10 protein-coding genes are annotated in these 12713 nt (G+C 35.1%); 3 read left to right on the top strand and 7 right to left on the bottom strand.

Annotation, left to right across the window (positions count from 1 at the left end; translation table 11 throughout):
* Positions 1–3: 3 nt before the first annotated feature.
* The 3 genes from EKL97_RS09905 to rluF all read left to right on the top strand — a co-directional run bounded on the left by EKL97_RS09905 (position 4) and on the right by rluF (position 2593).
* A complete protein-coding gene (locus EKL97_RS09905) occupies positions 4–783 on the top strand; it encodes a zinc ribbon domain-containing protein (RefSeq protein ID WP_126453591.1) in 780 nt (259 codons plus the stop codon).
* Between the two features lie 39 nt (positions 784–822).
* Positions 823–1671 carry an alpha/beta fold hydrolase gene (locus EKL97_RS09900; RefSeq protein WP_126461526.1) on the top strand — a complete coding sequence of 283 codons (849 nt, stop codon included), beginning with the start codon at positions 823–825 and terminating at the stop codon, positions 1669–1671.
* Positions 1672–1780: 109 nt separating this feature from the next.
* Positions 1781–2593 (top strand): 23S rRNA pseudouridine(2604) synthase RluF, encoded by an 813-nt coding sequence (gene rluF, locus EKL97_RS09895; protein ID WP_126568758.1) that lies wholly within the window; start codon positions 1781–1783, stop codon positions 2591–2593.
* 130 nt (positions 2594–2723) lie between these two features.
* Here the strand turns inward: rluF and EKL97_RS09890 are convergent, their stop codons facing one another.
* The 7 genes from EKL97_RS09890 to argS all read right to left on the bottom strand — a co-directional run bounded on the left by EKL97_RS09890 (position 2724) and on the right by argS (position 12606).
* Entirely contained in the window at positions 2724–4478 is a 1755-nt protein-coding gene (locus EKL97_RS09890) for a M14 family metallopeptidase (RefSeq protein WP_126568757.1), read from the bottom strand.
* Positions 4479–4538: 60 nt separating this feature from the next.
* The gene (locus tag EKL97_RS09885; protein ID WP_126568756.1) at positions 4539–6182 is read right to left on the bottom strand and encodes a M14 family metallopeptidase; all 1644 of its coding nucleotides are present in this window, start codon (positions 6180–6182) and stop codon (positions 4539–4541) included.
* Positions 6183–6455: 273 nt separating this feature from the next.
* A complete protein-coding gene (locus tag EKL97_RS09880; RefSeq protein ID WP_126461538.1) occupies positions 6456–7382 on the bottom strand; it encodes a magnesium transporter CorA family protein in 927 nt (308 codons plus the stop codon).
* Positions 7383–7609: 227 nt separating this feature from the next.
* The gene (locus EKL97_RS09875) at positions 7610–8491 is read right to left on the bottom strand and encodes a bifunctional 5,10-methylenetetrahydrofolate dehydrogenase/5,10-methenyltetrahydrofolate cyclohydrolase (RefSeq protein WP_126568755.1); all 882 of its coding nucleotides are present in this window, start codon (positions 8489–8491) and stop codon (positions 7610–7612) included.
* 77 nt (positions 8492–8568) lie between these two features.
* Positions 8569–9918: a signal recognition particle protein gene (ffh, locus tag EKL97_RS09870; protein WP_126461544.1), complete on the bottom strand. Its 1350-nt coding sequence runs from the start codon at positions 9916–9918 to the stop codon at positions 8569–8571.
* 128 nt (positions 9919–10046) lie between these two features.
* Entirely contained in the window at positions 10047–10763 is a 717-nt protein-coding gene (locus tag EKL97_RS09865; RefSeq protein ID WP_126568754.1) for a hypothetical protein, read from the bottom strand.
* Positions 10764–10815: 52 nt separating this feature from the next.
* Positions 10816–12606, bottom strand: a complete 1791-nt coding sequence (gene argS, locus EKL97_RS09860; protein WP_126568753.1) for an arginine--tRNA ligase — start codon at positions 12604–12606, stop codon at positions 10816–10818.
* Between the last annotated feature and the right edge of the window lie 107 nt (positions 12607–12713).

The following is a 12713-nucleotide window of genomic DNA, read 5'->3' as shown; positions in this document are numbered from 1 at the left end:
AATATGGCGAATACGAAAGAATTAAGTGTTGAGGACAAGTTAAGAGCAATTTATGATTTACAACTTATTGACTCTAGAATTGACGAAATCAGAAACGTAAGAGGAGAACTTCCTTTAGAAGTAGACGATTTAGAAGATGAAGTTGCAGGTTTAAGCACCCGTTCAGAAAAACTGAAAGGAGAACTCGAAGTTGTTGAGGATCTAATCAAAGTAAAAAAGAATGCAATTGATGAGCACAAAGAGTCCATCAAAAAATATACTAAGCAACAAGAAACGGTTCGTAACAACCGAGAATTTAATTCGTTGACTAAAGAAATTGAATTTCAAGAATTAGAAATTCAGTTGTCTGAAAAACAAATTAAAGAAATGAAAGCTTCAATCGAACACAAGAAAGAAGTAATTTCTAGTTCTAAAGAAAGATTAGAAGCGAAGTCAAATCACTTAAAGCATAAAAAATCAGAGTTAGACGCCATTATGGCAGAAACAGCTAAAGAAGAAGCGTTCTTAACTGAGAAATCACAAGAATACCAAGCTTTAATAGAAGAACGATTGCTAAAAGCATACACTAGAATCCGAACAAGTGTTCGCAATGGTTTAGCTGTTGTTTCTATCGAAAGAGGAGCCTCTGCAGGATCTTTCTTCACGATACCCCCACAAACACAGGTAGAAATTGCTTCCAGAAAAAAAATCATTACTGATGAACACTCCGGAAGAATATTAGTCGACAGTGTATTGGCTGACGAAGAAAAAGAGAAAATGGAACAATTGTTTTCTAAATTCTAATTATAGTTAAGTCCCGATACCAATCGGGACTTTTTTTTTATGAAAAAAATACTTTATTATCTGTTTACTAAAACTATTGGATTATACGTAAATTTATTAAGCTACGTATTTCTTGACAAGGCAACCCAACTTGCTTATTCTCTTTTTAGCGAACCCCGAGAAGGCAGGCTTACTGCTGCAAAACTTCCTAAAATACTACAAGAAACAGCTGCGGAAACTTTTCAGCATAACGGACACGACATTCAAACCTATACTTGGAAAGGAAATAATACTGTAATACTCCTCGTGCATGGATGGGAAAGCAATGCCTCACGCTGGAAAAAAATGGTACCCTATTTAAAAAAATCCGGTAGTACAATCATAGCAATCGACGCTCCTGCTCATGGCTTATCAAGTGGAAAGGAATTTAATATTCCCCAATATGCGAAATCTATTGATTTTATAGTTCAAAAATTTAAACCGCAATACCTAATTGGCCATTCCTTAGGAGGAAAAACCTGCTTGTATTATCAATCTGTTTATCAAAACAACACTATTGAGAAAATGGTGATTTTAGGATCGCCGAGTGATTTCAAAATTATTCTCGATAATTATATTGCAATGTTGAGTTTAAACTCTAAAATTTCAAAAGGACTTGAAGCACATTATCTACACCATTTTAAACTAAAACTTGAAAAATTCTCAGCCAAGCATTTTGCTACTAAAATAAAAACAAAAGGATTAATCGCTCATGACACTAATGATACAGTTGTTTTATTTGAAGAAGGAAAAAAAATAGCCAGCACCTGGAAAAATTCTATTTTCATTGAAACTAATGGGTTAGGGCATAGCATGCATGACGATGGGTTGTATAAAAAAGTCTCCCGCTTTTTATTTGAAACGGAGTAGAACAAACACCATCAGAATAGTATTATCGTTATGCCATTTCTGCTTTGTCCAAATGACAAAGATTATACAAAACTCCTATAACTATTTCCAAATTCATTACTTTTGTATCATGGAAGAAAATCTAAAACGACTCAATAAATTCATAGGAGAAACCGGGTATTGCTCCCGCCGCGAAGCTGACAAAATCATTGCAGAAGGTCGAGTAACCCTCAATGGAGTCGTACCGGAATTAGGCACTAAAGTTTCACCAAATGATGAAGTGCGTATTGACGGTAAACTAATCCGTGAGAAAAACGAAAAACCTATTTATCTTGCTTTCTACAAACCGGTAGGAATCGAATGCACTACAAATCTGGAGGTTCGCAATAATATTGTAGATTACATCAATTACCCCAAACGTATATTCCCTATAGGACGATTAGACAAAGCCAGTGAAGGATTGATTTTTATGACCAATGACGGCGATATCGTCAATAAAATACTACGTGCAAGAAACAATCACGAAAAAGAATATACCGTAACGGTCAACAAACTCATCACCGATCGTTTTATTGAAAAAATGGGAAATGGCATACCAATTTTAGACACCGTCACCCGAAAATGTAAGGTAGAAAAAATTAGTTCTACCATTTTTAAAATCGTGTTGACACAAGGTTTAAACCGTCAAATTCGTAGAATGTGCGAATACCTGGGGTATGAAGTTACGGCATTAAAACGCATCCGAATTATCAATATTTCGCTGGACATTCCTGTGGGTCGTTTCCGTGATTTGACTGATGCCGAAATCAAAGAATTAAACGAACTCATCGAACCTTCGATCAAAACCGAAGAAGCCAGTTTACCAAAAGTAGAAGTACCAAAAAGAAGAACGGAATTTATCAAAAGAGATGATCCTAGATTTAAAGGACGAGGCGATTATTAAAAAACAATTATAAATAAAAAACCCAGAGCTAGTCTGGGTTTTTAGAAACCATTTTAAAGCGTACTGAATAGCACTTCACTCTAAAACAAATTACACGTTTGTACTGATTAAAAACCACAGTAGTATTTATCTATTTTACTTTCTCAGAGACTGTTCCGCCTTTGGCACTGGAAACGTTTACCATTGCACCTGAGGGATTTCCTTTAACGATCCATCTTACTTTTACATTACCCATCCCTTCAATAATAGGTACTGCAATGGTCTCTGGACTGAATTTTTGTTCTGTAAATAAATTCAAATCTTCGTTTTGAACTGTCATACCCGCTACAACGGTACTACCCGCTAAACTGATATAATTAGGACGCTCTATCTTGTTTTTTACATCATGTCGCGAATGGGTTGGAATGATCCTTGTATTCATAATTGTGGCAGTCACAGCAACTAAATCCCCTGAAAGCTTTTCAGTTTCAATACCTACAATTTCTAATTTTGGAGTCTGATACGCATGGTACAATGAAAACGCCATGTTTCTGTGTGCATCTTCCTGGATCATGAACCCCGGATGATTCCGAATGTAATTCTTTTTAGGACCTCCTATTTCAATATCGCCAAACTGCGGATGATTAAACGCCTTCCATTCTACATAGCCATCACCAAACAACAGGTATTTATCAAATTCATTGAATTCATCATTATCCCATCGTCCAGCGGTATTTTTTTGGTTAAATAACTTATAGGAAGTCATCAATTCATTACTAAAAGTAAATATCCCTCGAGTCAAAGACAAAAAATCAATTTCTCCACCATAAACAGTGTACAAGTCTTTGTGAATTACAAAATAATTATAACCCGGAATCATTTTTTCCCCTAACTTTCCAATATTATCGTACACTTCAATATCTTGTGGAGCAAATAACGCATCGTCTTCTGCAGCGCCAGGACCTCTTAAAAACATTCCGCCGTAATTATGGTAGCTTTGTGCTCCGGCAATATTGGGATGATTGATAATAAAGGCTTTTATAGCACGGGTTTCAGGAAGTGTACCTGGATAAAACAATGCCCCATTTTGAACATAATTAGGTTGCCAATTCCATCCCCAATCTCGGTTTGGATCATACGTCCCAATCAAATCCTCATTTACTAAACCATCTTTATCGTTATCTAAACCTTCATACCCTAACATTTCATAGTCTCCTATTTCATCTCCTTTGACCTGATACATGCGAGTAGGATATTTAGGATCTGTTTTCCATCGTCCTATTTTTGATTTTCTACGCATCATCACGATATTCCCGTCGTTATCTAAATCATCAAGCGTATCTTCATTTACCAGACCGTCACCATCATTATCAAAAGGACGCATTCCTGAACGAGAGGTATTAGAGTTGTTCGGTTTGTAAATAAAATTTTCCCGCCCGTCAGGACTGATAGTCATTACAATATAAAACACCTTTTCTTTTAATAAAGTATTTATGAATTTAATAGTTTGAAAACTTTCCGCTAAATACCATGCCGTATACATGGCAACCTCAACACCTTGCATTTCATTTGCGTGAATTCCGCCATCGATATAAAAACCAGGCTTGTTTTCAACTTTATCGGAATCGAAATCAGAGATCGTTAATACCCAAAGATCTCTTCCTTCATAGGATTTCCCTACGGATTCCATTTTAACTAAATTTGGATAGGCTTTCACCAAATCACTTCCTAGCTGAGTCACCTGTGCATAATCATGGTACTGATCCCAAGTCATTTTTACTTTGGGATTAGCAGGGGAACCAATGGCACGGATGCCATTTAAATCTTGTGGAGCAATACCATTTTTTTGAGCATTAGTAACCCAAAAAATAAAACTGAACAAGCTGAGTAGTATGTATTTTTTCATTTTTTTACTTTTTATCGGTGAGGATTCAATATCCTTTTTTATTTTTTTGAAGTCAACTTATTATTTCAAATCAGCAATTACCTCTTTAAATCCTGCAGTGGCACAACCTGTAGTGATCGTCACTTTTCCTGTACCTGAAATCAGCCATGAATATTCCTCTGATTCATCCGCTTGCATACTATTACGGATAAAATATTTCCTGCCAGAAACCATGATTTGATTTTTTTGGAGTAGAATTTCTGTTTTCATTTTAGAAACAAATCGGATTTTATCTCCTATTTCAGTATAAGTAGGCAGCAACCCTTTATTGGCCACTTTTATAGTGACTCGGTATAAGTTCTCCTTTATCTTTTCTACTTCGGGAACATTTGTTTCAATTTTTGGCATGGCTGCCAAAAGTTCTTCCACAAAAAGCACATGTTTATTCGCTGTTTCTTCTAAAAATTTCACAGGTGGATTATTCAGAGCATAAGGGATAAAACCTCCTACTTCTACTTTTTGATTTGGAAAATCAGGATGTTTAATAACTGACCAGTCAACAAAAACATTTTTTATATTTTGGCTATCAGCCCATTTTAAAAAAGAGACTTCTGAATTTAATTCCTCTTTATCTTTTTCTGCTGGCTTTTCTAATTTAGAATACAGCGAATCTTTTTTAGCCTCTACTTTAGGAACCCACCAGCCTGGTGTTGAAAAACTGAATCTCCCTGCATGGAAATAAGCGGTTTGCGCAAAATTTCCTTTGGTCATCGGCATTTTAGGGCCGCCTTTGATTGTCGCTTTTTGGGTATATAATTTAGAAACCTGCTCTGCTGCTTTACTATCTTTTTCTAACCATCCTTTAATAATTCTAGAACTAGCTAACTTACTATCATACTTTGGAGTCTCAGATAAATTATTGTGCATCCCAAAAGTAAGTACACCATAAATATTCTGATTCAAATATAAAAAATCAAGAAGTGCCCTGGTTTCTGGCTCAGAAGCTACATAAACTCCTGCCCCTTTTTCGAAAGCAGGATAGTCAAAAGTAAAATTTTTGTCGATATTGACTCCTTCTGAAAAATCTTCATTAAACATTCCGTCTTTATCGGTATCAATTCCCTCTGAAATTAAAACATACTTGCCAACCTGATTTTTTGTTGGATCTGCTTTTATTAAAACACGGGAATCCTCTGGGCTTTCAATGAAACTTCCTGTTACATCTTCAATCCGAAGTTGCGTAATTAAACCATCTTTATTTAAATCTTCAAAAGGGTCTTCGCCTATTTTACCGTCTCTGTCATCATCTGTTTTGTTATCGTTACCGCGCTTTTCCATTTTTACAGCACCAAAAGCAGCATCTATGGCATCCGGATTTACAGCAGGAACAAAATAAATCGTTTTTTCTTTTAAAATCGCAGCTAACTTCTCGTTTTTCAATACGTTATCAATCATTTTTAAGGTGATCTGTGTACCAGCACGGTATTTTCCGTCAAGCCCGGCTGTGATAAGCAAAGCTGGTTTTGGAGTGGTTGATTCGGAAATTGTTACTACCCATATTTCTCTACCTCCACTACTTTTACCAATTGATTTTACAGTGCAATATTTACTTTTGGCGTCAAGCTCTTTTAGACTTTTAGTAAGGTTTTCATAGTTCAAGTAGTCCTTTTGAGCGTGAGTGATACCAAAACAAAGTACGAATAAAAACAGTAATTTTTTTCTCATTAGATAGTAATTTATTTGAGAAATAAATGTAGTTTATAAATTTGGCCTATCCTAAATTATGCGAAAAATATTTCATAAAGCCATCATTAACAAGGCGCTTTAACTCTAAAAAAGACCATTATTTGGTGTATACAGCTATTATTTAACCCTAAACATAGTATTATACTTTTATTTCAAAATCATTATTTTGGAAAATTAAAACTTTTTGATACACTATTAAAGTAAATCCATAGTCTCAGGAATAGTGAAATTTAAAGTTGAAATCTATTTCTATCAAAACCATCTTTTTCTTTTGAACAAAAACACACCAAAAGCAGATAATAAAACAGATACAGAAATGACAATCCAGATTCCATAACGATTGTCTTGTAAATCATTAGGCACATTCATTCCGTACAAACTGGCAATCAATGTTGGAATCATCAGAATAATCGAAATCGAAGTCATCTGCTTCATAATCGTATTCATGTTATTAGAAATCACAGAAGCGTACGCATCCATAGTTCCCGTTAAGATGTCGCTATAAATATTAGTGGTTTCCTGTGCCTGACGCAATTCAATTTCAACATCCTCCAGTAAATCTAAATCAAAATATTCTTTTTGGGACTTTATATTCTTGATTCGATGCAATAGGATATCATTCCCTTTCAAGGAAGTCATAAAGAATACCAAACATTTTTCTATTTGAAGCAACGCTTGTAATTCTTCATTTTTAATTGACTTTTCTAAATTGTCCTCGGCTAATCTTATTTTTTGATTGACTTGCTTTAAATATTTCAAAAACCAAACACTGGAAGAAAGCAATAATTTGAGCACTAAATCGAAGTTGTCTTTAATGTTTATATTCTTACGTTTGGTATAGGTTACAAAATCAGTAAGCATTTCCGTTTTATGAAAACTGATGGTAATACAAACTTCTCCTTTAAAAACAACTCCAACAGGAATCGTATGAAAAGGCAACTTCACATCATTACTCTTCACAGGAATTCGCATGATAATCAAAGTCCAACCATTTTCAATTTCTATCCTTGGTCTTTCGTCAATATCTTCAATGTCGTTATAAAATGCTTCAGGAATTTGTAATTCGTCGAGTAAATATTTTTTTTCGGCTTTGGTAGGACATTCAATATTTATCCAGCAGTTTGGAGTCCATTCAGCGGTGGCAATTAATCCGTTATTGTTTTTGTAAAAAGCTCTCATTTCAAAAATTCTATAGGTTTATGTACAGCCTCTTGAAAATCGTTCAAGCGCTATATTAGTTCAACATTTCCGAATAATAATCGTCCATTTTAAAGGTCTTTTTTTAAGTGGTACAAAAGTATTCTTTAAATTCTATTTCCGCATCAATTATCAGAATTTTATACATTTTTAAACTAAAAAAAGCCTTAAACTGGTGTCTAAGGCTTTCAATCAAAACTATTTTCTCTTTATTTATTTCTTTTCATTTCCCGTGCCAAAAGCGTATTTTTCAATAACATTGCAATGGTCATAGGTCCTACTCCACCCGGAACCGGAGTAATAAACGATGCTTTTTTACTTACATTTTCAAAATCAACATCACCGGTAATCACATATCCTTTTGGATGTGAACTATCTTCCACTCTGGTAATACCCACATCAATAACCACAACACCTTCTTTCACCATATCTGCTTTTAGGTAATTAGGAACTCCTAAAGCCGTAATAATGATATCGGCATTTTTAGTGTATTCTTCTATATTTTTGGTTCTGCTGTGCGTAAGAGTTACAGTTGAATCCCCTGGATAACCTTTGCGACTCATCAAAATACTCATTGGTCGACCCACAATATGGCTTCGTCCAATAACAACAGTATGTTTGCCCGCTGTTTCTACTTTGTAACGTTCTAACAATTCCATTATTCCATAAGGCGTTGCAGGCAAAAACGTTTCCATTTCTAAAACCATTTTTCCAAAATTGGTTGGATGAAATCCATCCACATCTTTATCAGGATCAATAGCCATCAGGATTTTCTGCTCGTCGATGTGTTTGGGCAAAGGCAATTGAACAATGAAACCGTCTAATTCATCATCTTCATTGAGGTCTTTGATTTTTGCCAATAATTCAACTTCCGAGATGTCTTCCGCTAAAGAAACCAATGTAGATTCGAATCCTATTTGTTGACATGATCTTACTTTGCTGCCAACATAAGTCAAACTTGCGCCGTTTGACCCAACAAGAACCGCTGCTAAATGAGGCACTTTCTGCCCGTCAGCTTTCATTTTCTGCACTTGAATAGCAATCTCGCTTTTTATATCTTCCGCAGTTTTTTTTCCGTCTAGTAATTGCATTTTTATTTAGTTTAATGTATTAAAGCCGAAAGTCTTAAAGTCGTTACAACTTTAAGACTTTCGGCTTTTTACTCATTTTATCTCATTCCTGGCATTCCACCTTTCATACCACCCATCATTTTCATAAGGTTTTTACCTCCTGGCCCTTGCATCATTTTCATCATCTTGCTCATTTGTTCGAACTGTTTCATCAATTGATTCACCTGTTCGATTTTGGTACCGGAGCCTTTAGCTATTCGGGCTTTTCTTTTCACGTCAATTAGAGCCGGCTTGCTCCTTTCAACTGGAGTCATCGAGTGAATAATGGCTTCAATATGTTTGAAAGCATCGTCTTCTATTTCCACATCTTTCATGGCTTTTGAAGCACCTGGTATCATTCCAACCAAATCTTTCATATTACCCATTTTCTTTACTTGTTGAATTTGAGAAAGGAAATCATCAAAACCGAATTCATTTTTGGCAATTTTCTTTTGGATTTTTCGTGCTTCTTCTTCATCAAATTGCTCTTGGGCTCTTTCGACCAAAGACACAACATCTCCCATTCCCAAAATTCTTTCGGCCATACGAATTGGATAGAACACATCAATGGCATCCATCTTTTCCCCTGTACCTACGAATTTAATGGGCTTATTAACAACTGATTTGATCGAAATTGCTGCTCCACCACGCGTATCTCCATCCAATTTAGTCAAAATAACTCCATCAAAATTTAATCTTTCGTTGAAGGTTTTTGCTGTATTCACAGCATCTTGTCCGGTCATTGCATCCACTACAAACAAGGTTTCTTGTGGCTCGATGGCTTTATGAACACGTTCTATTTCGTTCATCATTTCCTCATCGACAGCTAAACGACCAGCAGTATCGACAATCACGACATTGAATCCATTTGCTTTTGCATGTTTGATTGCGTTTTGAGCAATTTCAACCGGATTTTTATTTTCTGGCTCAGAATATACCTCCACTCCTATCGAATCTCCAACTACATATAATTGTTGAATTGCCGCTGGACGGTAAATATCACAGGCCACCAAAAGTGGTTTTTTGTTCTTTTTTGTAAGAAGATAATTCGCTAATTTCCCCGAGAAAGTAGTTTTCCCCGAACCTTGCAAACCAGCCATCAAAATAACCGTTGGATTCCCGGAAAGATTGATTCCGGCAACATCACCACCCATTAATTCTGTCAATTCATCTTTTACTAACTTTACTAGTAATTGTCCAGGTTGAAGCGTTGTCAATACATCCTGTCCAATTGCTTTTTCTTTTACTTTGGTGGTAAAATCTTTGGCGATTTTAAAGTTGACATCCGCATCAAGCAAGGCTCTTCGAACTTCTTTCAACGTTTCGGCTACATTTACTTCCGTGATTTTTCCGTGACCTTTAAGTATATGAAAGGCTTTATCTAGTTTATCGCTTAAATTATCGAACATACTTTTTTTTCTCTTTAATTAAGGCGCAAATTTAAGCATTTGATTTTGAAGTTTAAATAGTATTATAAATAAAAAGAGGCTATCTTCTTCAGATAGCCTCTTTTATTATACGATCAATTAACTTTAGATTAATCGTTGTCGTCTAAATCTGTTTCATTTTCTAGTAAATTTTTTATGAAGTCGCCAATATCGTTGTGACTATCTTCATTACCAGTACTAATTTCGATAACTCCGTCTCCATCGGTATCTAATAATAGGCCTTGGTCTGCCAAAGTTGTTAATTTATTCATTAAAGCATCAAGATGTATTTTAATGTTTAAAGACAAATCATTACTGTTGATAGTGAAATCTTTGTTTTGGTCTTCAAAATCCAATTCAAGTTCGGCATCCTCATCGCTCCAGATAATAAATGGTTTCCCATTTATGGTTCCTTTAATCAAATAAGTCTTACCATTCATTTCATCAAGTAAAGTAGATTTTTCGAATTTAAATTCGATTTCCTCATATCTCGCATTCGGAACATTTACAGAAGTAATAAATGGACTTAACGTTAGGTTTGGATCAAGCAAGTCTAATAAAAATGGCCCATTAAGTTTAACGTCATCATATTTGGGATCCATACTGTACATCGCATCTTCCATGTCGGTTTCAAATTCGATATTCCCAATATTAATTTTAAAATCAGTAAAAACTACTGTAGAGGCAGCAGTACGAGAATTTAGAGAAGTCTTAGCTGTTGTAGACACCGCGGAGGCTTTCAAGGTTACATTCCCTCCTGAAGCGGGATCATTTGTACAAGAACTTATTACAAGTGTAAGTAAAGCTAAGATTGAAAATTTTTTCATAATCGTATTTTTAAATTATTAAGTAATTATTAACGCAAAAAACATGCCATTATTACATTCTTGCCGGCACACTAATACCCAATAGTTTAAAGGAAGCCGCTATAGTATCTGCTACTTTTTTAGATAATTGAACTCGGAAAATTTTCTTTTCGAAATCTTCTTCGCCAAGAATAGGAACCGCCTGATAGAATGAGTTGTATTCCCGAACTATATCATAGGTGAAATTTGCAAGCAAAGCCGGACTGTGATGCTGTGCTGCATTTTGTATCACTTCAGGAAACAACGCTAACTGTTTCACCAATTCTTTCTCTTTTTCATGAAGTATTGCAACTTTTGATTTATTCGAAAAGTCAAAATTCGCTTTACGAATAATAGATTGAATTCTGGCATACGTATATTGAATAAACGGACCGGTATTTCCGGCAAAATCTACCGATTCTTCGGGATTAAATAGGATTCGCTTTTTAGGATCTACTTTCAAAATATAATATTTCAAAGCACCCAAACCAATAGTTTTATATAGCTCACTTTTCTCTTCCGCAGAATAGGTGTCTAATTTCCCTAAATCTTCTGCTATTTTTTGCGCTGTATCTATCATTTCCTGCATTAAATCATCGGCATCAACAACCGTTCCTTCACGGCTTTTCATCTTTCCAGAAGGCAAATCTACCATTCCGTATGATAAATGAAATTGGTTTTTAGACCAATCAAAACCTAATTTTTTCAAGATAAGAAACAACACTTTAAAGTGATAATCCTGCTCATTTCCTACGGTATAAACCATTCCGCCTACATCTGGATAATCTTTCACACGCTGGATTGCCGTACCAATATCTTGCGTCATATAAACTGCAGTACCGTCAGAACGCAATACAATTTTACGGTCTAAACCTTCGTCCGTTAAATCAATCCACACGGAACCATCCGGATCTTTTTCGAAAACGCCTCTGTCTAAACCAATCTGAACAACATCTTTTCCTAATAAATAGGTATTACTTTCGTAATAATATTTATCGAAATCGACTCCAAGGTTTTTATACGAAATAGCAAAACCGTCATAAACCCATTGGTTCATAGTTTTCCAAAGCGTGATTACCTGTTCATCTCCTGCTTCCCATTTTAGTAACATTTCTTGCGCTTCCAAAATAATTGGTGCTTGTTTCTTTGCTTCTTCTTCTGTTTTACCTGCGCTTATTAATTGCGCTATTTCTTCTTTGTACTTTTTATCAAAAGCAACATAATAATTACCAACTAATTTATCTCCTTTTAATCCTGTTGATTCTGGAGTTTCTCCGTTTCCGAATTTTTGCCAAGCCAACATCGATTTGCAAATATGGATTCCTCTATCATTAATGATTTGGGTTTTGTACACTTTTTTACCAGAAGCTTTAATAATCTCTGCCACCGAATATCCTAAAAGATTGTTGCGTACGTGACCTAAATGCAATGGCTTATTGGTGTTTGGTGAAGAATATTCCACCATTACGGCTTTGTCTTCAGTCCCGACGCTTCGGGATGGAGTAACGAAACCAAAGCGTAAATCGTCTTTTATTTCATTAAAGAAATCCAAATAATAGTCATCAGAAATAACAATATTTAAAAATCCTGAAACAACATTAAATCGACTCACTTCTACCATGTTTTCGACTAAATAAGTTCCTATTTTATTCCCTAGCTCTACAGGATTACTTTTGACTACTTTCAACAATGGGAAAATAACCACAGTGATATCTCCTTCAAATTCTTTGCGTGTAGTTTGAAATTCTACTTTGTCAATAGCAATGCCAAATATGGCTTGAACCGCTTTTTCGATCGAAGGCGTAAGAATTTGTGATAATGTCATTTTATGTGTTTATTTTAAGGTTACAAAGATAGTATTTAATTAGAAAAATCATTTAGAAAATCGATATGGAAACTCATAATAGCATTACTAAAGATTCTATTCTTCAG

It is taken from the genome of Flavobacterium sp. LS1P28 (genome assembly GCF_003970335.1).
Taxonomy (GTDB): domain Bacteria; phylum Bacteroidota; class Bacteroidia; order Flavobacteriales; family Flavobacteriaceae; genus Flavobacterium.
The sequence above is the reverse complement of the archived record's forward strand: the minus strand, read 5'-3'. Positions and strand labels throughout refer to the sequence as shown.

Excerpts from the sequence above, each read along its gene's own strand:
- EKL97_RS09865 (WP_126568754.1), bottom strand. The coding sequence starts at position 10,763 with ATGAAAAAATTTTCAATCTTAGCTTTACTTACACTTGTAATAAGTTCT.
- argS (WP_126568753.1), bottom strand. The coding sequence starts at position 12,606 with ATGACATTATCACAAATTCTTACGCCTTCGATCGAAAAAGCGGTTCAA.
- EKL97_RS09885 (WP_126568756.1), bottom strand. The coding sequence starts at position 6,182 with ATGAGAAAAAAATTACTGTTTTTATTCGTACTTTGTTTTGGTATCACT.
- EKL97_RS09900 (WP_126461526.1), top strand. The coding sequence starts at position 823 with ATGAAAAAAATACTTTATTATCTGTTTACTAAAACTATTGGATTATAC.
- EKL97_RS09880 (WP_126461538.1), bottom strand. The coding sequence starts at position 7,382 with ATGAGAGCTTTTTACAAAAACAATAACGGATTAATTGCCACCGCTGAA.
- EKL97_RS09875 (WP_126568755.1), bottom strand. The coding sequence starts at position 8,491 with ATGCAATTACTAGACGGAAAAAAAACTGCGGAAGATATAAAAAGCGAG.
- EKL97_RS09905 (WP_126453591.1), top strand. The coding sequence starts at position 4 with ATGGCGAATACGAAAGAATTAAGTGTTGAGGACAAGTTAAGAGCAATT.
- EKL97_RS09890 (WP_126568757.1), bottom strand. The coding sequence starts at position 4,478 with ATGAAAAAATACATACTACTCAGCTTGTTCAGTTTTATTTTTTGGGTT.
- rluF (WP_126568758.1), top strand. The coding sequence starts at position 1,781 with ATGGAAGAAAATCTAAAACGACTCAATAAATTCATAGGAGAAACCGGG.
- ffh (WP_126461544.1), bottom strand. The coding sequence starts at position 9,918 with ATGTTCGATAATTTAAGCGATAAACTAGATAAAGCCTTTCATATACTT.